Origin of the sequence: Dinoroseobacter sp. S76 (assembly GCF_049801095.1) — a bacterium.
In the GTDB taxonomy this organism is placed as follows: Bacteria; Pseudomonadota; Alphaproteobacteria; order Rhodobacterales; family Rhodobacteraceae; genus Dinoroseobacter.
Map to the genome: position 1 here is coordinate 239,746 of NZ_JBNAGH010000005.1, position 19,705 is coordinate 259,450.

The 19,705-nt window shown below is 66.1% G+C and carries 23 protein-coding genes; 12 read left to right on the plus strand and 11 right to left on the minus strand.

The window, feature by feature from the left end; all coding sequences use genetic code 11:
• On the minus strand, positions 1-990 hold the full coding sequence (locus tag ACP153_RS15965; protein ID WP_424972010.1) for a glutathione S-transferase family protein: 990 nt from the start codon (positions 988-990) through the stop codon (positions 1-3).
• A gap of 338 nt (positions 991-1,328) precedes the next feature.
• Between ACP153_RS15965 and ACP153_RS15970 the strand changes: the two genes are divergently transcribed.
• From ACP153_RS15970 to ACP153_RS16005, 8 genes are all read left to right on the plus strand, one after another.
• The gene (locus tag ACP153_RS15970; protein WP_424972011.1) at positions 1,329-1,574 is read left to right on the plus strand and encodes a DUF6732 family protein; all 246 of its coding nucleotides are present in this window, start codon (positions 1,329-1,331) and stop codon (positions 1,572-1,574) included.
• Positions 1,571-2,860, plus strand: a complete 1,290-nt coding sequence (locus ACP153_RS15975; protein WP_424972012.1) for a sirohydrochlorin chelatase — start codon at positions 1,571-1,573, stop codon at positions 2,858-2,860. Before ACP153_RS15970 ends, ACP153_RS15975 begins: the two co-directional genes overlap by 4 nt.
• Before the next feature lie 911 nt (positions 2,861-3,771).
• Positions 3,772-4,410 carry a precorrin-8X methylmutase gene (locus ACP153_RS15980; protein WP_424972057.1) on the plus strand — a complete coding sequence of 213 codons (639 nt, stop codon included), beginning with the start codon at positions 3,772-3,774 and terminating at the stop codon, positions 4,408-4,410.
• Positions 4,407-5,612, plus strand: coding sequence for a precorrin-6y C5,15-methyltransferase (decarboxylating) subunit CbiE (cbiE, locus tag ACP153_RS15985; protein WP_424972013.1), 1,206 nt, complete (start codon positions 4,407-4,409; stop codon positions 5,610-5,612). The genes ACP153_RS15980 and cbiE overlap by 4 nt, the downstream gene beginning before the upstream one ends.
• A complete protein-coding gene (cobI, locus tag ACP153_RS15990; protein ID WP_424972014.1) occupies positions 5,609-6,310 on the plus strand; it encodes a precorrin-2 C(20)-methyltransferase in 702 nt (233 codons plus the stop codon). Before cbiE ends, cobI begins: the two co-directional genes overlap by 4 nt.
• On the plus strand, positions 6,301-8,106 hold the full coding sequence (cobJ, locus tag ACP153_RS15995; RefSeq protein ID WP_424972015.1) for a precorrin-3B C(17)-methyltransferase: 1,806 nt from the start codon (positions 6,301-6,303) through the stop codon (positions 8,104-8,106). The genes cobI and cobJ overlap by 10 nt, the downstream gene beginning before the upstream one ends.
• A 245-nt stretch (positions 8,107-8,351) precedes the next feature.
• Entirely contained in the window at positions 8,352-9,134 is a 783-nt protein-coding gene (gene cobM, locus ACP153_RS16000; RefSeq protein ID WP_424972016.1) for a precorrin-4 C(11)-methyltransferase, read from the plus strand.
• 85 nt (positions 9,135-9,219) lie between these two features.
• Entirely contained in the window at positions 9,220-9,573 is a 354-nt protein-coding gene (locus ACP153_RS16005; protein WP_424972017.1) for a hypothetical protein, read from the plus strand.
• Between the two features lie 3 nt (positions 9,574-9,576).
• On the opposite strand, the gene ACP153_RS16010 is transcribed toward ACP153_RS16005, so the two are convergent.
• Positions 9,577-10,749 (minus strand): MalY/PatB family protein, encoded by a 1,173-nt coding sequence (locus ACP153_RS16010; protein ID WP_424972018.1) that lies wholly within the window; start codon positions 10,747-10,749, stop codon positions 9,577-9,579.
• A 111-nt stretch (positions 10,750-10,860) separates the two neighbouring features.
• Here ACP153_RS16010 and def (ACP153_RS16015) point away from each other — a divergent pair, with 111 nt between their 5' ends.
• The 3 genes from def (ACP153_RS16015) to fmt are packed head-to-tail and all read left to right on the plus strand — an operon-like array spanning position 10,861 to position 12,803.
• Entirely contained in the window at positions 10,861-11,385 is a 525-nt protein-coding gene (gene def / locus ACP153_RS16015; protein WP_424972019.1) for a peptide deformylase, read from the plus strand.
• Positions 11,386-11,412: 27 nt separating this feature from the next.
• Positions 11,413-11,907, plus strand: coding sequence for a peptide deformylase (gene def / locus ACP153_RS16020; RefSeq protein WP_424972020.1), 495 nt, complete (start codon positions 11,413-11,415; stop codon positions 11,905-11,907).
• Positions 11,904-12,803: a methionyl-tRNA formyltransferase gene (fmt, locus tag ACP153_RS16025; RefSeq protein WP_424972021.1), complete on the plus strand. Its 900-nt coding sequence runs from the start codon at positions 11,904-11,906 to the stop codon at positions 12,801-12,803. Before def (ACP153_RS16020) ends, fmt begins: the two co-directional genes overlap by 4 nt.
• Positions 12,804-12,977: 174 nt before the next feature.
• Here the strand turns inward: fmt and rnhA are convergent, their stop codons facing one another.
• The 7 genes from rnhA to ispH form a co-directional block, all read right to left on the minus strand.
• Entirely contained in the window at positions 12,978-13,445 is a 468-nt protein-coding gene (gene rnhA, locus ACP153_RS16030; RefSeq protein WP_424972022.1) for a ribonuclease HI, read from the minus strand.
• Entirely contained in the window at positions 13,438-14,037 is a 600-nt protein-coding gene (locus tag ACP153_RS16035; protein ID WP_424972023.1) for a class I SAM-dependent methyltransferase, read from the minus strand. The genes rnhA and ACP153_RS16035 overlap by 8 nt, the downstream gene beginning before the upstream one ends.
• Entirely contained in the window at positions 14,034-14,486 is a 453-nt protein-coding gene (locus tag ACP153_RS16040; protein ID WP_424972024.1) for a DUF3429 domain-containing protein, read from the minus strand. The genes ACP153_RS16035 and ACP153_RS16040 overlap by 4 nt, the downstream gene beginning before the upstream one ends.
• A gap of 67 nt (positions 14,487-14,553) precedes the next feature.
• Entirely contained in the window at positions 14,554-15,516 is a 963-nt protein-coding gene (locus ACP153_RS16045; RefSeq protein ID WP_424972025.1) for a phosphatidate cytidylyltransferase, read from the minus strand.
• Positions 15,513-16,172 carry a lysophospholipid acyltransferase family protein gene (locus ACP153_RS16050; protein ID WP_424972026.1) on the minus strand — a complete coding sequence of 220 codons (660 nt, stop codon included), beginning with the start codon at positions 16,170-16,172 and terminating at the stop codon, positions 15,513-15,515. Before ACP153_RS16050 ends, ACP153_RS16045 begins: the two co-directional genes overlap by 4 nt.
• Before the next feature lie 19 nt (positions 16,173-16,191).
• Entirely contained in the window at positions 16,192-16,806 is a 615-nt protein-coding gene (locus ACP153_RS16055; protein ID WP_424972027.1) for a LysE family translocator, read from the minus strand.
• A 244-nt stretch (positions 16,807-17,050) separates the two neighbouring features.
• The gene (gene ispH, locus ACP153_RS16060) at positions 17,051-18,007 is read right to left on the minus strand and encodes a 4-hydroxy-3-methylbut-2-enyl diphosphate reductase (RefSeq protein ID WP_424972028.1); all 957 of its coding nucleotides are present in this window, start codon (positions 18,005-18,007) and stop codon (positions 17,051-17,053) included.
• A 151-nt stretch (positions 18,008-18,158) separates the two neighbouring features.
• Here ispH and ACP153_RS16065 point away from each other — a divergent pair, with 151 nt between their 5' ends.
• Positions 18,159-18,590 (plus strand): c-type cytochrome, encoded by a 432-nt coding sequence (locus ACP153_RS16065; protein WP_424972029.1) that lies wholly within the window; start codon positions 18,159-18,161, stop codon positions 18,588-18,590.
• Positions 18,591-18,596: 6 nt separating this feature from the next.
• Here ACP153_RS16065 and ACP153_RS16070 read toward each other — a convergent pair whose 3' ends face one another.
• Positions 18,597-19,055: a YqaA family protein gene (locus ACP153_RS16070; protein ID WP_424972030.1), complete on the minus strand. Its 459-nt coding sequence runs from the start codon at positions 19,053-19,055 to the stop codon at positions 18,597-18,599.
• A 64-nt stretch (positions 19,056-19,119) separates the two neighbouring features.
• A complete protein-coding gene (locus ACP153_RS16075) occupies positions 19,120-19,692 on the minus strand; it encodes an NYN domain-containing protein (RefSeq protein WP_424972031.1) in 573 nt (190 codons plus the stop codon).
• Between the last annotated feature and the right edge of the window lie 13 nt (positions 19,693-19,705).

Below are 19,705 nucleotides of genomic sequence, written 5' to 3' on the forward strand. Positions count from 1 at the left end.
TCAGGCAGCGAGCAGACGCTCGCGCCCATGGGGGGCCATCCAGTCGATCTCGGGATTGATCGGGATGATCCGGTGCGGATTGATGCTCTCGTGGCTGTAATGATAGTGGCGCACGATATGGGCGAAATTCACCGTCTCGGCGACGCCCGGCCACTGGTAGAGCTCGCGCGTATAGGCCCAGAGATGGGGGTAATCGATGATCCGGCGGCGATTGCATTTGAAATGCAGGTGATAGACCGGATCGAACCGCACCAGCGTCGTGAAGAGCCGCCAATCGGCCTCGGTGATCTGGTCCCCGGCCAGATAGCGCCGGTGGCTCAGCCGCTCTTCGACCCAATCGAGCGCATCGAACAACGTGGTGACCGCCTCGTCATAGGCCGCTTGGCTCGTGGCGAAGCCGGATTTGTAGACGCCATTATTGATGTCTGAATAGATCCGGTCATTCACCGCATCGATCTCCGATCGCAGGGCCTCGGGATAGAAATCCTGCGTATCGCCGGTCAGCCCGTTGAAGGCTGTGTTGAACATCCGGATGATCTCGGAGCTTTCATTGGAGACGATGGTCTTGCTCGCCTTGTCCCAGAGGATCGGCACCGTCACGCGGCCCGAGACCTGCGGGTCGGCCTTGACATAGAGGTCACGCGCAAAGGGCAGACCATAGAGCTTGTCGCCCGTGGCCCCGTCATTATCGGTCTCGAAGGTCCAGCCATCGGAGAGCATATCAGGATGCACGACCGAGACGTCGATATGCGGCGCGAGCCCTTTGAGTTCGCGGAAAATCAGCGTGCGATGGGCCCAGGGACAGGCGAGTGAGACATAGAGATGATAGCGCCCGCTTTCGGCCGGAAAGCCGCCCTTGCCCGAGGGGCCCGCGCTGCCATCGGCGGTGATCCAGTTGCGAAAGCCTGCCGTGGAGCGGACGAATTTGCCGCCCGTGCTCTTGGTGTCATACCAGACGTCGTGCCATTTGCCGTCGACAAGCTGTCCCATTGCGCCTTCCCTTTGCTTTGCTCGACCAAAACCTAGCGGGCCGGGCACTCTGCGAAAATACGCAGAGCCGCAGAGCCTCTCCCGCATGGGCGCACAGGTCCCCGGCGGGTGCGCGGCGCTTTGGCCCGTGCTGCAGCGCCGAAAGCAATTGCGCGTTTGTGGGGCGACAGCTATGACCCGAGGAGACGACGCCCGTTTCGGGCCAGAATGGTTGCCTTGCCTGCGGCTGACCCAACTCGGGAGCGCGCGACAGGGATCGTCAGGGCGCTTCGCTGATCTGTGGCGGGGCGCGCGGGGCCAGGTCTGGACGGGCATGTTGAAGGACAAGGACCGCGCCAATGACCCGCTTCTGCTTCCGTTTTCTCTTGGCTTGTCTGGCTTTGAGCGCTGGCCCGCTCTGGGCCCATCCCGGGCATTTGTCGGGCCTGGCGGGGCATGACCACTGGGTGGCGGGTGCGGCGATCGGGCTGGCCATCGCGCTGGGGATCTACGGAGCGCTGAAGGGGCGGAAGTCCGAAGGCGCATCCGAGGAGACCGAGAGTGAAGAGGCCGTCGAGGATGATAGCGCCGAGGCCCCCGCATGAGCGCGCCGACCCCGCCCGAAGGCAAGATCGGCGTCATGATCTGCGGCCATGGCTCGCGCAGTCAGGCGGCCGTGGATGAATTCGCCCTGCTGGCCGAGAAGCTGCCGGTTTACCTGCCCGCCGGGTGGGAGATGGAATACGGCTATCTCGAATTTGCCAATCCGGTCATCCGCGACGGGCTCGACAAGCTGCGCGAGAAGGGGTGCGACCGGATCCTGGCTGTTCCGGGCATGCTCTTTGCTGCGATGCACTCCAAGAACGACATCCCCACGGTGCTGAACACCTATGCGGCCAAGCATGGGCTGTCGGTCTCTTATGGCCGCGAGCTCGGCGTGGATCCCAAGATGATCGCCGCCGCCGGGGCCCGCGCCATGGAGGCTGTGGCCGAGGCCAATGCTGCCCATGGCGAGGTCCCGCTGCACGAAACCTGCCTCGTGGTGATCGGGCGCGGCGCGTCGGATCCGGATGCCAATGGCAACGTCGCCAAGATCGCGCGGATGCTGCAGGAAGGCCTGGGCTTTGGCTGGTGCGAGGTCGGCTATTCCGGCGTGACCTTCCCGCTGGTGGAGCCTTGCCTGCAACACGCCGCCAAGCTCGGCTACAAACGCATCCTCGTGCTGCCCTATTTCCTCTTCACCGGGATCCTGATCGACCGGATCTATGGTTTCACAGATCAGGTCGCCGCCGAGCATCCGGAGATCCAGTTCGTCAAAGCGCTTTATCTGCGGGACCACGAGGCCGTGCTGCAGACCTTTGCCGAGCGCGTGCAGGAGCAGATGTCCGACACCCCGCCGCCCAATTGCGGGCAATGCGGGTATCGCGCGCAGATCCTGTCGCTAGAGGATGGCGCGTCCCATGTGATCAGCGCCGAAGAGCGGACCCATCCGGCCTTTGGCGCCGTGCCACCGGCCACTTGCGTGCTCTGCAAGTACCGGACGCAGGTTCTGGGCTTCGAGGCCGAGGTTGGCGCGGTACAGGAAAGCCATCACCACCATGTGGAAGGGCAGGGCGCCTCGGCCCCCGGCTCCAATGTGGCTGACTGCACGCTCTGCGATACGTTCTGCACCGGACTCTGTCGGCTCGAAATGCAGGGCGATCACGGGCATCACCACCATCACCATGGGCATGATCATCACCACGATCACGACCATTCCCATAGCCACGACCATGATCACAGTCACGGACATGATCACGGGCACCACCATCATCACCACGCGCCTTACCCCCATGCGAAACACCCGCACGGGCCTGAAAGCGCGCGCAAGACGGCGAAGCCGACGGGCTGATGACGCGGATCTTCGGTTCTTATCTCGTTGTCGATTGGTCGGCCAATGGCACGCCCAAGACCGGCAAGGACAGTATCTGGCTCGCCCTCGCGCGACCGGGTGAGCCTGCCCTTGTGGAAAACCCGGCGACGCGGGCCGAAGCCGTCGCGCGCCTTGCTGCCCTGATCGAGACCGAACAGGCCGCCGGGCGCCGCGTGCTGGCGGGGTTCGATTTTCCCTTCGGCTATCCGGCGGGTTTTGCCGCGCAACTGGGCGGCACCGGCGATTGGCAGGCGGTCTGGGCGCGGATCGCCGAGGAGGTGGTCGAGGGCGACAGCAACGCCAATAACCGCTTCGACGCGGCGGCGGCGCTGAATGCGCTTTTCCCCGGTGACGGGCCCTTCTGGGGCAATGGTCTGAAGCGGGACATCCCCGGCCTGCCGCGCAAACTGCCCGAGGGCTATGGCGAGGCGCTGCCTGTGCGGCTGCGTCACGCCGAGGGTCAGGCGAGCGCGGCGCAGGAGGTCTGGAAGCTTTCGGGTGTGGGCTCCGTTGGCGGGCAGGCCCTGACCGGGATCGCTGCCCTCGAAGGGCTGCGCCATGCGCTGGGCGCGCGGGTCTGGCCGTTCGAGCCCTGGGCCGACGGGACCGCGCCGGTGCTGGCCGAAGTGTTTCCCTCGCTTGTGGAGGTCCCGCACCTGCCCGGCAAAGTGCGCGACGCGGTACAGGTGGAAAGTCTCGCCCGAGCGCTCTGCGCGCTGGACGGTGCGGGTCGGTTGGCAGGGATGCTGGATGCACCCAAGGCGCAGCCCGACGATGTGATGCGCCACGAGGCGACGATCCTCGGGCTCGGCTATGAGGCCCTGTTGGGCCGTGCGGTCACCGAGGCCGCCGCCGAGATCACGGCCCCACCGAAAGCGTCGCGCCCGCCCATGCGCCCCTATGAGAAAGACCCCGCCGCGATCTACGCCCAGAGCTTTGCCACCGTGCAGGCGGAGGCCAATCTCGCGCGGTTTCCCCAGGGTCTCGACCGCCTGGCGACGCGCCTGATCCATGCCTGCGGGATGGTCGAGGTGGCAGACCGGCTGGTCTTTTCGCCGGAGGCCTTCACGGCGGGGCATGACGCGCTCCGGGCCGGAAAGCCTGTGCTTTGTGATTGCGAGATGGTCGGGGCCGGGATCATTCGGCGCTATCTGCCCGCCGAAAACCCGGTGGTTGTCACCCTGAATGACCCGTCTGTGCCCGGGCGCGCCCAAGACATCGGCAACACACGCTCTGCGGCGGCGGTGGAACTTTGGGCGGACCATCTGGACGGCGCCGTGGTGGCCATCGGCAATGCGCCCACGGCCCTCTTCCATCTGCTGGAACTGATTGATGCCGGCGCCCCGCGCCCCGCAGTCATCCTTGGCTTCCCTGTGGGCTTTGTCGGTGCCGCGGAATCCAAGGCGGAACTGGCGCGCGACCCGCGCGGCTGCGATTTCGTGGCCCTGCGCGGGCGTCGCGGCGGCTCGGCCATGGCCTCGGCCGCGGTGAACGCCCTGGCCGCAGGACTTCCGGAGATCGCTTCATGAGCACGACCCCCTGGCTCCATATTGTTGGCATTGGCGAGGACGGGCTGGCCGGGCTCATGCCCGCGACCCGCGCCGTGGTTGAGGCTGCCGAAGTGATCGTCGGCGGCGAGCGGCATCATCAGCTTTCCGCCTCGGTCACCGCCGAGCGTCTGGCCTGGCCCCATCCCTTTGATGCGCTCGTGGATACGCTGAAATCCCTGGCCGGGCGGCGGGTCGTGGTGCTGGCGACGGGCGACCCCCTGTGGTTCTCGGTCGGCGCGCGGATCGGACGGGCCATCCCGCCCGGCGAGATCACCTATCACCCGCAGCTGTCCGCGTTTCAACTGGCCTCCGCCCGGATGGGCTGGAGCCTCGCGGATGTGGAGACGCTCACCGTGCATGGTCGCCCGGTGGAGCAGATGATCGCCTTCATCCAGCCTGACCAGCGGCTCCTGATCCTGACGACGGGGGCCGAGACCCCGGCTCAGATCGCGAGGTTCCTGTCCGAGCGGGGCTTTGGTCAGTCGAAGATGACTGTGCTCGCGGCCATGGGCGGGCCGGATGAGGCGCGGTTTGACGGTGTCGCCGAGAGCTGGGATCACGAGGTGCCTCCCTTCAACACCTTGGCGGTGGAGTGCATCGCGGCGCCGGATTGCGCGCTTCTGCCCCGGGTGCCGGGGCTGGCGGATGGCCTCTTTGTCCATGATGGGACCATGACCAAGCGCGAGGTGCGGGCAGTGACGCTCGCCAAGCTCATGCCCATGCGCGGGGCGCTTTTGTGGGATATCGGCACGGGCTGCGGGTCGGTGGCGGTCGAGTGGATGCGCGGCGCGCGCTATGCCCGCGCCATCGGGATCGAGCCGCGCGCGGACCGGCGGGCTATGGCGGCGGCCAATGCGCTGGCGCTCGGGGTGCCGAAGCTCGAGGTGATCGAGGGCACCGCGCCCGGCGCGCTGGAGGGGCTGGAGGCCCCGGATGCGATCTTCGTCGGGGGTGGGCTGAGCCCGGAGGTGTTTGAGGCGGCCTGGGGCGCGTTGCGCCCCCTCGGGCGGCTTGTGGCGAACGCCGTGACGCTGGAGAGTGAGCAGGAGCTGATCGGGCTGCACGCGGCCCATGGCGGTGAGCTGACCAAGCTTTCGGTGCACCGGGCCGAGCCCGTCGGGCCGCGCACCGGCTGGCGGCCATTCATGCCTGTGACCCAGTGGAGCCTGATCAAGCGATGAGCGGGACGCTTTATGGAATTGGCCTCGGCCCCGGGGATCCGGAGCTGATGACGCTGAAGGCCGATCGGTTGATCCGGGGCGCGCGTGTGGTGGCCTATCCGGCGTTGGTCGCGGGAGAGAGCTTCGCGCGCGGGATCGCGGCGAGCGCGATCCCGGAGGACGCGCGCGAGATCCGGATCGAGGTCCCGATGACCCCCGAGCGGGCCCCGGCGCAGGCGGCCTATGATCGCGCCTCTGTCGAGATCGCCGAGGCGCTCTCGTCCGGGGAGGATGTGGTCTGTCTCTGCGAAGGGGATCCGTTTTTCTATGGCTCCTTCATGTATCTCCATGCCCGGTTGTCGGAGGAGTTCCCGGTGGAAGTTGTGCCCGGAGTTACCTCCATGACCGCTTGCGCGGCGCTGGCAGCCCGACCTCTGGTGGCGCGGAATGAGCGGCTCACGGTCTTGCCGGGGCCCTTGCCCGAGGCCGAGTTGACGGCGCGTCTGGCGGAGTGTGAGACGGCGGTGATCATGAAGGTCGGCCGACATCTGGGGAAGATCCGGCAGGTGCTGGAGGCGGTCGGGCTGGCGGAGAACGCGGTCTATCTGGAGCGCGCGACCCTGCCCGCCGAGAAGGCCCTGCCGCTGGCCGAGGCGCCGGATCCCGCCCCCTATTTTTCGATGATTCTGGTGACGAAAGGAGCCGATCCATGGCTGTGACGCCGGTTGTTGTGGCGATTTCAGCCGCGGGTGAAGAGATGGCGCATCGGATCGCCGGCGCACAGGGCTGGGTGGTTCATGGCCGTGCCGGGCGCGTGGCCGAAGCGGATGCCCATTTTGACAATGCGCTGACCCATGTGCGCGACCTCTTTGCTGCCGGTGTGCCCGTGGTCGGGGTCTGTGCGGCGGGGATCCTGATCCGCGCGGTTGCACCCCTTTTGGCCGACAAGACCACGGAGCCACCCGTGGTGGCCGTGGCCGAGGATGGTTCGGTTGTGGTGCCGCTTTTGGGTGGGCATCGCGGGGCGAACCGGATTGCGGCGGATCTTTCCGCGCTGCTCGGGAGTGTCTCGGCAGTGACGACGGCGGGGGATGTGGCGCTGGGCGTGGCCCTGGATGCGCCGCCTGCGGGCTACCGTCTGGCCAATCCGGGCGATGCGAAACCGGTCATGGCGGGGCTCCTGTCCGGGGGCGGGGCACGTCTGGTTGGCGAGCCGCTTTTTGATCTGCCTGAGGGCGAGGGCGCCGAGATCGCGGTGACCGAGGCGCGGCTGGCGGGCGGGCCGGCGCGCCTAGTCTACCATCCGCAACGCTTTGCGCTCGGCGTTGGCTGCGCGCGCGACGCGGCCCCCGAAGTGCTGCGCACGCAGGTCTTCGAGATGCTGGCAGAGGCTGGGATTGCGCCCGGGGCAGTGGCTTCGGTGAACACGCTGGATCTCAAGGCAGATGAGCCGGCCATGCATGCGCTGGCAGCAGAGCTGGACGTGCCCTTGCGGGTCTTCACAGCGGCGGAGCTGGAGGCCGAAGCGCCGCGTCTCGCCAATCCGTCCGAGGTGGTCTTTGCTGAGGTTGGGTGTCACGGGGTGGCCGAAGGGGCCGCGCTGGCCGCCGCCGGGGGTGAGGCCGTGCTGGTAGAGACCAAGCGCAAGACCGCGACCACGACCTGTGCCCTGGCGCGTGCGCCGGAGCCGATCACCGAGTTGCGGGGCCGGGCGCGGGGGCGGGTCTCGGTCGTCGGGATTGGGCCGGGCCAATCGGCCTGGCGCACGCCGGAAGTGAGCCGGCTCGTGGCCGAGGCCGAGGAGCTTGTGGGCTATGGCCTCTATATCGATCTGCTGGGGCCGCTCGCGGCGGGCAAGACGCGGTCGGATTTCCCCCTGGGTGGGGAAGAGGATCGCTGCCGCTACGCGCTGGAGCGCGCGGGCGAGGGGCGCAATGTGGCACTGGTCTGCTCGGGGGATGCGGGGATCTATGCCATGGGTGCGCTGGTCTTTGAGCTCTTGGATCGGGGGCCGGAGGCGCAGGGTGTCTCTGATGCGGCGCGGCGGGTTGAGGTCGTCTGCTCGCCGGGGGTGAGCGCATTGCAAGCTGCGGCAGCCCGGGCGGGCGCGCCTTTGGGCCATGATTTCTGTGCGATTTCGCTGTCGGACTTACTGACTCCGCGGGCGGATATCTTGCGGCGCTTGCAGGCGGCGGCGGAGGGCGATTTCGTGATTGCGTTCTACAACCCGGTGTCGAAGACGCGGCGGACCTTGCTGGCCGAGGCGCGCGAGATCCTGTTGCGGCATCGCCCGGCGGATACGCCTGTTCTGCTCGCGAGTTCGCTGGGTCGACCCGAGGAGGAGATCCGCTACCGGCGGCTCGATGCGCTGGAGGTGGATGAGGTGGATATGCTGACGGTTGTGCTTGTGGGCTCGTCGAACTCGCAGCTGGCCCAGCTCGGCGCCGGGCCGCGCATGTACACGCCACGCGGCTATGCGCGCAAGATCGACGGGGATCTCTCGAATGTGGGGTGATCCAATTGAGCAGGCTGCGCCTGCACGCGATTTTTTGTCCGCCTGTGGCGACGGGGGGCGCGTGACTTTGGGGGCTGCGGCGGCTGCGGGCGGTGGGAGGTCTGCGGAGAGGCCGTTTGCGGGCAGGTCTGCCGCAAACAGGCCAGCTCGAGTTTGTGTCCGGTCCGTCGCGCGTCAAGGCCAAGCGGGCTTTGCCCGGCGCTGCGCGCGCCTTGACCCACGCCTGACCTCAAGGAGAGGCTGACATGACAGTGTATTTCATTGGCGCGGGGCCGGGGGATCCGGAGCTTTTGACGCTGAAGGCGCAGCGGGTGATCGGGGCGTGTCCGGTTTGCCTTTATGCGGGCTCGCTTGTACCGGCGGAGGTTGTGGCCTGTGCGCCCGAGGGGGCGCGGGTCTTGGATACGGCCCCGATGACGCTGGAAGACACCCATGCGGAGATCGTCGCGGCCCATGGGCGCGGCGAGGATGTGGCCCGGGTGCATTCCGGGGATCCCTCGCTTTACGGGGCGATTGCGGAGCAGATCCGGCGCCTGCGCGCCGATGGCATTCCCTATGAGATCATCCCGGGGGTTCCGGCCTATGCGGCGGCGGCGGCGGCCCTGGGACAGGAGCTGACCATTCCGGAGATTGCGCAATCCATCGTGCTGACCCGGGTGTCGATGAAGTCGACCTCCATGCCCGAGCACGAGACGCTGGAGAACTTCGCGCGCACCCGGGCCACCCTGGCCATTCATCTGGGCGTGCGGAACCTGCGCGAGATCGAGCGGGTGCTGTCGCCCTATTATGGGGCCGAGTGTCCGGTGGTCGTGGCCTACCGGGTAGGCTGGCCGGACCAGATGTTCCTGCGCGGTACGCTCAGCGATATTCACGCCAAGGTCCGGGCCGAGAAGATCACGCGCACGGCGCTGATTCTCGTGGGGCCTGCCCTGGGCGAGGTCGGGGATTTCAAGGACAGCGCCCTCTACGACCCCGAAATGCCCCATGTCCTGCGCCCCCATGCGCGCAAATCGGCAACAGCTGGCTGAGCCGCGGCCGGGGCCGACGGGCTTAACTTGATCTTCGTGCAGGGCAGCGCATCTTGTCTCCTGAGGGATACGAAAGGCTGCCGCCATGTCGAGTTATCTGCCCAAGGAGGTCCGGGAGGGTCTGGACCAAGCGCGCGAACGCGCCGCCCGCAAGTCGAAGACGCGGCTGCGTGTTCATGTGGGGCCCGAGGCCTATTCCATCCGCAAGTTTGGGGCCGAGGCCTTTACACTCAAGGCCGAAGGCGCGCCGCATCTGCGCGGGCTCGTCGATATCTTCCGCGGCTCCGAGCATCTTTATCAGGCGCTGATCGTGACCGCGGCCCAGGATGGGCCGGAGATGCGCTATGAGTTCAAGCGCATGACCAAAGCGCGGGATCAGGTCCCGCTGGATTACGCGCGGGACCGCACTGCGCCCGCCGCGCTGATCACCAAGCAATAGGCCTTACTGCAGGTCCTTGAACGCATCCGCGAGGCGGGAAACCGCCTCGTCGATCCGCGCGCGGTTGGTGCCGATATTGAACCGCAGGAAGCTTTCTCCGCCTTGGCCCAGCGTATGGCCCGGGGTGGTGGCGATTTTGGCGTCCCCATAGACCCGGGCGCTGAAAGCGTCGCGCTCCATCCCGGTGCCTGCGAAATCCACCCAGGCCAGATAGGTGCCCTGCATGGGCATCGCGCGCAGGCCCGGAATCGCGTCCACGCCTTCGGAGAAGACCCGAGCATTTTCCTCAAGATAGGCGCGGAGCGCATCGGTCCAGGCCGCCCCCTCGGGGGTATAGGCCGCCCGGGTCAGGGCCACGCCCATGAGGTTGGGTTGCATGTCGAGCGCGTTGACGAACTTGAAGAACCGCGCGCGCAGATCCGGGTCTGGCACCGTGATGCAGCCCGTACGCCCGCCCGCGATGTTGAAGGTCTTGGACGCCGAGGTCGCCATTACGAGCCGGTCGGTGATCTCGGGCGCGGCTACGGCCATGGGGATATGGGTGTGGCCGGAAAAGGTCAGATCCGCATGGATCTCGTCGGAGATCAGCAGCAGGTCGTGGCGCTGACAGAAGGCGGCGAGCCCGTTCAGCTCCGCCTGGGTCCAGACCCGACCCGCCGGGTTATGGGGCGAGCAGGCGATGATCATCTTCTCACGCCCGGACATCATCCCGTCATAGGCGTCAAAATCCATCCGATAGATCCCGTCCTCGATCACCAGAGGCAGCTCGCGCACCACGCGGCCCGTCTTGCGGATCTTGGCAGCGAACTCGTGATAGACCGGCGAGAAGATCGCGACCTCATCGCCCGGCTCGGTCAAGGCGTTCAGCGTGATCGCGATCCCGTTGCCGAGCCCATAGGTGGTGAACATCCAGTCCCGCTCGACCGTCCAGCCATGGCGGTCCTGCATCCAGCCGATGATCGCGTCCTGATAGCTCTCAAGTCCGCAGAAATACCCGTAATCCGCCCGCTCCAAGAGGCCCTTCATGGCGTCCTGCAGGAAGGGGCCAGGCGCGAAATCCATATCCGCGATCCACATGGCAAGCCCGTCCTCGGCAGGGACGCCAAAGGCGCGCTCCATCAGGTCCCATTTGGAGCAGTCCGTGCCGCGCCGGTCGATCTGGGTGTCAAAGGTCATGAAGGTCTCCGTGAGTACCGGGCGAAGCTAGCGGGATCCGGCGCAGGCGCAAGCCCTGCGGGGGCGGGACGCCATGTTGCGCTGATCCTAAGGGTCCATTACATCAGCGTTATGACCATTCGCCCGATCCTGATCCACCCCGACCCGCGTCTGAAGAAAACCGTCGATCCGGTGGCCGAGATCACCGACGAGATCCGTGCTCTGGCCGAGGATATGTTGGTGACCATGTATGACGCGCCGGGCATCGGGCTGGCCGGGCCGCAGGTTGCTGCCATGACCCGGATCATCACCATGGATTGCGCGCCCAAGGATGGGGATCCGGACCCGATGGTCCTGATCAATCCCGAGATCACCTGGTCCTCGGAGGAGATGAACACCTACGAAGAGGGGTGCCTCTCGATCCCCGAGATGTACGCGGATGTTGAGCGTCCCGCCGAGGTGGAGGTCCGCTGGACCACCCTTGATGGCGGTGAGGCGAGCGCCAAGATGGACGGGCTTTATGCCACGTGTGTGCAGCACGAGATCGACCATCTCGATGGCAAGCTCTTCATCGACTACCTCAAGCCCCTGAAGCGGCAGCTCATCACCCGCAAGATGGTCAAGCTCAAGCGTGAGCGGGCCCGCGCGAGCAGCTGACGCGCCCCGGCGCGGTGAGGCACTGAAATGATTCGACCTTTCATCCCCTGGCCTGACAAGCGTCTGCGCAGTGCGGCGGAGCCCGTGACCGAGATCACTGATGAGATCCGCGGGATCTGGGACGATATGATCGACACGATGGAGGCGATGCCCGGTGTTGGCCTCGCCGCGCCGCAGATCGGCGTGATGCAGGCGCTGGCTGTGGTCGATGCCTCCGAGGATCGCGGACGTGCAGTGCGGATGGCCAATCCCGAAGTGCTGCATTCCAGTGCCAAACTGCGCAGCCATGAGGAGGCCTCACCGAACCTGCCCGGAGTGTTCGCCAAGATCGAGCGTCCGCGTGCGGTGACCGTCCGGTTTCTCGATGCGACGGGCGCGGTGAAGGAGCAGGATTTCGTCGGCCTCTGGGCCACCAGCGTGCAGCATCAGATCGACCATCTGGCGGGGAGGATGTATTTCGACCGGCTGAGCAAGACCAAGCGCGACATGCTGCTGCGCAAGGCACGAAAGCAGGGCAAATGAGACTGGTTTTCATGGGTACGCCGGTGTTTTCCGTGCCGGTTCTGGATGCTCTGGTCGCGGCTGGTCACGAGGTGGCTGCCGTTTATTGCCAGCCGCCGCGCCCGGCAGGCCGAGGCAAGAAGCCCCGCCCGAGTCCGGTGCAGGCCCGTGCCGAGGCGCTGGGCCTGCCGGTGCGCTACCCAGTGTCCTTGAAAGGGGCCGAGGCGCAGGCGGAATTTGCCGCGCTCGATGCCGAGATCGCCGTGGTCGTCGCCTATGGTTTGATCCTGCCACAAGCGGTGCTCGATGCTCCGGAGCATGGATGCTGGAACATCCACGCCTCGCTCCTGCCCCGCTGGCGCGGGGCGGCGCCGATCCATCGGGCGATCCTCGCCGGGGACAGGGAAACCGGGGTTTGCATCATGCAGATGGAGGCAGGTCTCGACACCGGCCCCGTGCTGCTGCGCGATGCGCTGGAGATTGGGCCTGAAGAGACGACCGGGGCTCTCCATGACCGCCTCTCCGAGATGGGCGCGCGGTTGATTGTCGAGGCTTTGGCACAGCGCACGGAACTCGCGCCCGAGACCCAGCCGGAGGCGGGCGTGACCTATGCGGCAAAGATCGACAAAGCAGAGGCGCGCGTGGATTGGAGCCGCCCGGCGGCAGAGGTCGACCGGCAGATCCGTGGGCTCTCCCCCTTCCCGGGTGCCTGGTGCGAGATCGCGGGGGAACGGGTGAAGCTTCTGGGAGCGCGGCTGGCCGCAGGCGCGGGAACACCGGGTCAGGTTTTGGGTGGCTTCACGGTGGCCTGCGGCAGCGGTGCGGTGGAGATCACCCGCGCGCAACGGGCCGGCAAGAAGGCGGCGGAGGCTGCGGTCATCCTGCGCGGGCTCAGCTTGCCCGATCACCTCTCCTGATCAGCAGTCTCGCTGGTTCTGAGGAACGGGAGCCTCCGGCGGGGATATTTGGAGACTTAAGAAGACAGGCGGGTCGCCTGGCAGATCAACCTTGGTTTGACCTCGCTTTTCCTGGGTATTTCTTAAGTCCGGAAATATCCCCGCCGGAGGCATAGAATCTTTTTTGCTGCGACCTCAGCCTTTGCTTTTGCCGGGCTTGAAGGGCGCCATGCCGGCACGGGCAAGCTCATCCGCGCGCTCGTTCTCCGGGTGACCCGCATGTCCCTTGACCCATTCCCATTGCACGTCGTGGCGGGCTTGGGCGGCATCGAGGCGACGCCAGAGATCTTCGTTCTTCACCGGTTTCTTGGTTGAGGTTTTCCACCCGTTGCGCTTCCAGCCATGGATCCAGCCGGTCACGCCACCTTTTACATAGGCGCTGTCCGTCACCACGGTCAGCCGCGCGGGGCGTTCAAGTGCCTCCAGCGCGTTGATCGCGGCCAGAAGCTCCATCCGGTTGTTCGTCGTGTGGGCCTCTCCTCCTTTGAGGGTGCGTTCCTTTACGACTTCCTCGCCGTCCCGCGCGATCAGCAACGCGCCCCAGCCGCCGGGACCGGGGTTCCCCGAACAGGCCCCATCCGTATAGGCAAACAGATCAGCCATGGGCGGGCCTCCGGGCAGTCAAAATGATGAACGGGTCCGTGCGGCCCGAGAGGCCTTCGCCCCGACCTTCGCGGGTCTTTGAGACCGTAAGGCCCATCTCAGTCAGGAGTGATCGCAAGGCATCCTCGGTGTAATAGGTGTAAAAGCGCCCCAGCGCATCACGCTCTTCCCCGTCGCCCAGCTTGAGGCCGAGATGGAACACACCACCCGGTCTCAGGGCACGGGCGATGGCCGCCAGATGGAGGGGCATCTCGTTGCGCGGCGCGTGGAGCAAGCTGAAGTTGGCCCAGATCCCATCGAAGGCCTCCACGTCGGTCAGATCCTCGAACCGCGCGAGCCGTGCATCGACGCCGAGCGCCTGGGCTTGGGCCACGAATTCCGGCGTCGCGTCATAGGCGATCACCCGGTGTCCCGCGGCCTTCATGAGGGAAGCCGCGCGCCCGGGGCCACAGCCGAGATCGAGCACATCTGCCGCCTCGGGCAGGGCGTCCAGAAACGCCTGCAGGTCACCATCGGCCCCCTTGTCGGCAAACCGGGCTCGGTAGCGCTCGGCCTCGCGTCCATAGGCGGCTAAGGTTTGCGGATCGCTCATAGCAGAACCCCGACCGCGAGGCAGGCCACCACGATGCTGGTCAGGAGCACCCGCAGATGCATCCACCAGGCCGGGGCGAGCCCTTGCCGCCAGAAGAGGTAGTCGAGCCCCAAAAGCCCAACGAAGCCTGCGATCAGGTTGATCTGGGCAGAGACCGGTCCGCCGCCGACCATGAAAAACGCCCAGAGCGCCGGCACCACGCTCAGCCCGTAGCCGGTGGTCGCCACCGTCCCCTCCGCCTTGGTCGCAAAGCCCCAAAGCACGCCGGACATGAAAGCCAGTATGATCGTACCGTAGAAGATCTGCACATAGGGCCCGATGAAGCGCGGGCCGAACTGCGCCATGCCGAAGTTGGCCAGCGCCTCGGAGAGAAGCGTGCCTGCGCCGAAGAGGAACGGGATCAGACCGGCCAGGCCGAGGATCAGGGCGGAACGGGGGATCTGTGTCATGGGGTCTTTGTGCCGCCCGCGCCGGGGCGCTGCAAGGGGCAGCAGGCGGTGCGGCGCAGATTGCGCCTCAGGCGCTCGCGTCGAAGAAGAAGCGCACTGCATGAAAGAAGATCGGCGCCGCGAAGAGCACGGAATCAAGTCGGTCGATGAAGCCGCCATGGCCCGCGAACATCGGCCCCCAATCCTTGACCCCGCGATCGCGCTTGATCGCGTTCATTACCAGAGCGCCGAACATACCGACCGTGGACGCCAAAAGCGCCAGAAGGAAGGCCTGCCACGGGGCGAAAGGCGTGATCCACCAGAGCGCGCCGCCGATCACACTCGCCAGCAGAACCCCGGCCATGGTCCCCTCCCAAGTGCGGGAGCGCGACAGGGAGGGGGCGATCTTGCGCCGCCCGATCAGCTTGGTCCCGGCATATTGCAGCACATCCGCGATTTGGACCACGATCACCAGCCAGGCAACCAGCAGGATCAGCCGCCCGCCATAGCCCGGGATCTCCAGCGTCAGGAGGGCAGGCACATGGCTCATGCAATAGACGCAGATCATCAGTGCCCATTGGGTTTCGGCCACGCGCTCGAGGAAGTTCGTCCGGTCCCCCTCCAGCGCCGAGAGGATCGGCAAGAGCAGGAAGGCATAGACCGGGATGAACATGGAGGACATCCCGTACCAGCCCAGCCCGACCAGAATGTACTGCACCGGCAGGACGACAAAGAAAGATGCGGCAATCGCCCAGTGATCCGCCACCCGCTTGTTGGTCAGGGTCATGAACTCGCGCAGGGCCGAGAAAGAGCAGATCGCAAAAAGCACCACGATCCCTGTGCTGCCGCCCAGCGAGAACAGCGCGACCAGCGCCGTCATTGCCCACCAGGCCATGATCCGCGCGTTCAGGTTCTCGATCGTTGTGTTCACCTCATGGGGCGGGAGGCGCCAGCGCAAGGTCTCGGCGAGGATGGTCGCAAGGATCAGGAGCGTGCCGACGCCCAGGATCTCCCAGGCAAAGGGATGCGGTTCGATCGGGATCTCGGTCATGGGCGCTGCCCCCCGTTCTGCGGGCGCAGGGCGACCATCGCCTCGGAGGCGCGGGCGAGAAAGGCGTCGATGCTCTCGCCCGGCTCGACGCGCACCGGCGCGCCAAAGCTCACGGTGCAGAGCAGCGGCACCGGGATCACATGGCCCTTGGGCATGACGCTGTTGAGGTTCTCGATCCAGACCGGCACGAGATCGAGCTCCGGCCGTGCCTTGGAGACGTTGTAGATCCCCGATTTGAAGCGCAGGACCGGCTTGTCGGTCATGTTGCGTTTGCCTTCGGGAAAGATGATCAGCGAGTCGCCCTGATCCACCGCCTCGAGGATCTTGGCCACCGGGTCTTCGTCCCCGCGATGCTCCGGGCGGCGCTCGATCATCACGGCGCGTACGACCTCATGGCCGACAAAGGCGCGGAGCTTGGATTTCAGCCAATAATCGCTGCCCGCGACCGCGCGAGTCTGCTTGCGCAGGCGCGGGGGCAGCACGGTCCAGATCAGGATCAGGTCCGCATTGCTCGTGTGGTTGGCGAAATAGAGGCGCTGTTTCGGGACCGGTTCGATCCCGTGCCAGATCGCCCGCGGCGCGGTCAGAAGCCGTGCCAGCAGGATCAGGCCCGAGCCCAGCAGCCAGGCGGCAAAGGAGGTGACCAGCCGCTTCATGGGCCGAGGCGGCCGCCCGTCACGCGCGCTCCATCGCGAGGCGCCCGGCCAGCAGGGCAAAGACCGCCGCGAAGGAGCGGTTCAGCCAGGTCATCACCCGCGCCGAGCCGAGCACCCAGTCCCGCGCCTTGGCCGCGAACGCGCCATAGCCGAGAAAGACCACGAAGGTCATCGCCATGAAGACCGCGCCCAAGAGGGCCATCTCCGCCGTGGCGGTGGCTGCGTTCCCGCTCAGGAACGGGGGCAAGAGTGCGAGAAAGAAGATCGACAGCTTGGGGTTCAGGATATTGATCAGCGCGCCGCGCCGGGCGATGCGCCAGCCAGGTTCTGCCGTGGTTTCGGCCCGCACCTGCAGCGCGCCGCCCTCGCGCAAGGCGCCCCAGGCAAGCCAGAGCAGATAGGCGACCCCGGCGAACTTCACCACGTTGAAGAGGAGCGCCGAGGTGTGAAGCACCGCGGCCAGCCCCAGCGTCGCCGCCAGAAGGTGAGGCACAATCCCGAAGGTGCAGCCAAGCGCGGCCCAAGCCGCCGCCCGGCGCCCGCGGCCCAGCCCAAGTGCCAGCGTATAGACCACCCCGGTCCCCGGAGAGAGCACGACCACAAGGGCGGTGAGCAGGAAGGAGGTGGTGATCATGGCGCGCCCTTTCGCAGAAACTTGCAAGCGCCCCAGCGTAAGGCGAAATCAGCGGGCTTGGCCAGTGTCTTGGCGTCTATGCGGATCTGGGGTCCGCCGTTCAGGCGAGTGAGGGGCAGGCCACGCATCCGGGGCGTGTTTCCATGGCGAAGTGCTGGGGAATTGCCGGTGATTCCACAGGTTTACACCGGCGCGACTCGCGACATTTCCAAGCGTTTCAGCCGAGACTTTGTCCCGTGCGGCCTCAGGCCCCGGCGGGCTCGCGGAGGATTCGGGGCACCTTGAACTCGACGTTCTCCTGTGCGGTCTCGACCTGCGCGACCGTCACGTCGAACCGGGCGCGGAAGGCGTCGATCACCTCATTGACCAGCACTTCCGGTGCTGAGGCGCCAGCGGTGATCCCGATGGACCCGATCCCCTCGAGCGCGCGCCAGTCGATATCCTCGGCCCGCTGCACCAGTTGGGCATATTGGCACCCGGCCGCGCGACCGACCTCGACCAGACGCTTGGAGTTCGAGGAATTCGGCGCGCCGATCACAAGCATGGCATCCGCCTTGGGCGCCATGGCCTTCACCGCGCCCTGTCGGTTCGTGGTGGCGTAGCAGATGTCTTCCTTATGGGGCCCGACAATGGCCGGGAAACGCGCTTGCAGGGCCGCCACGATATCAGCGGTGTCATCCACCGAGAGCGTTGTCTGGGTGATGAAGGCCAGCTGATCCGGGTCGCGCGGGGTGAGCGTCGCCACATCCGCCACCGTCTCCACCAGCAGGACCTCGCCTTCAGGAAGTTGGCCCATGGTGCCCACGGTTTCGGGATGGCCGTCATGGCCGATCATCACCATCTGCAGCCCGTTGCCGTGGTGGCGCTCCGCCTCGATATGCACCTTGCTCACCAGCGGACAGGTGGCGTCCACATAGACCATCTCGCGCCGGGCGGCCTCGGCGGGTACGGCCTTGGGCACCCCATGGGCCGAGAAGATCACCGGGCGGTCATCGGGGCAGTCCTCAAGCTCCTTGACGAAGACCGCCCCTTTCGCGCGCAGCCCGTCGACCACGTATTTGTTGTGGACGATCTCGTGGCGCACATAGACCGGCGCGCCCCATTTCTCGAGCGCCATCTCAACGATCTTGATCGCCCGGTCCACGCCAGCGCAGAACCCGCGCGGGGCGGCGAGGTAGAGTGTCAGCTGGGGCAGGGACATGGCGCGGTCCTCGATCTGTCAGAGTTTCTTTACGAATAGGTGTCCAGAACGCGTTTGACCAGTCCCGAGACGCGCGCGTAGGCGCGGCGCGGCATGGGGCTTGACCTTCCAGCGGGGGAAGCGGCTTGGCTCTGTCCCGAGGAGGAAAGCGATGTTTGCACGAACGATGATCGCGGCGGCACTGCTTTGCGGTGCGGCGCAGGCGCAATCCCTGCTGCCCTGGCAGGATCCGGAGGCGGTGGCGCGCGGCGCCGAGATCTATGACGGCTATTGCGCGGCCTGCCACGGGGCCAATCTGGAGGGGCAGGTGCCCGATTGGCGCAGTCCGGGGGAGGATGGTCTCCTGCCCGCGCCGCCCCATGATGCGAGCGGCCATACCTGGCACCATGCGGATTTGCTGCTCTTCCGGATCACCAAATACGGAACCGAGGCGCTGATCGGCGGCGATTATCGCAGCAACATGGCCGGGTTCGGCGATGTGCTCAGCGATGCGGAGATCCTCGCGGTGCTGGGCTATATCAAGAGCACATGGCCCGACCGGGTGCGGGCTGCCCATGACCGGGTGAATGCAGCTGCGCAATAGGCGGGGTCAGGAGAGCAGCTCGCCCCCTCCGGCCACGGCGGCAGCGAGCACAAGATAGCGCGCGGTTTTGGCAAAGCCGACCAGCAGAACGAACAGGATCAGGGGTGTGCGCATCACGCCCGCGGCCACGGTGATCGCATCGCCCAGGGGGGCCCAGCTCAGCAGGAGGCTCCATTTGCCGTATTTCGCGAACCAGGTTTGCGCCTTCTCCAGCTGCTCCTCGGTCACGGGAAACCAGCGCTTGTCGCGAAAGCGCGGGATCTGCCAGCCGAGGGCGTAGTTCAGCACCGAGCCCAGCGTGTTGCCCACCGACGCCACGACCAGCAACGCCCAGAGCGGGACCGCCGCCTGGATCTGGAACGCGGTGAAGACGATCTCCGACTGCAAGGGCAGCAAGGTCGCCGCCCCAAAGGCCACGGCGAACATGGTGACGAGCACGCCCGCCATGGTGTCCCAGATGCCCATGAAAGTCCCCCAGCATGAAAAAGACCCGCCGGAGCGGGTCCATTCCTGAGCGGTGATGGCGCTCTTATTCGGCGGTTTCGCTCACCGTTTCCCGGGGCTCGCGCGGCTCGCGCGGCGGACGCCCGATGATCTCCTTGAGCTCGTCGAGCTCAATGAAGTTGTCGGCCTGACGGCGCAGCTCGTCCGAGATCATCGGCGGATGCGACCGGATGGTCGAGACCACCGAAACCCGCACGCCACGGCGCTGGAGGGCCTCGATCAGCGGACGGAAGTCTCCATCGCCAGAAAAGAGAACGGCATGGTCCATGTGGGGCGCGAGTTCCATTGCGTCCACGGCCAGCTCGATGTCCATGTTCCCTTTCACCTTCCGGCGACCCTGGCTGTCGGTGTACTCCTTGGCCGGCTTAGTCACCATGCTGAACCCATTGTAGTGGAGCCAGTCCACAAGCGGGCGGATCGGTGAGTATTCATCGTTCTCCAAGAGCGCAGTGTAATAGAACGCACGCAGCAGTTTTCCGCGACGCATGAACTCTTGCCTGAGCAACTTGTAATCGATGTCAAACCCCAGCGCTTTGGCTGCGGCGTAGAGGTTGGAGCCATCAATAAACAGCGCCAACCTGTCGTCTTTATAAAACATTACTGGTCCTTCC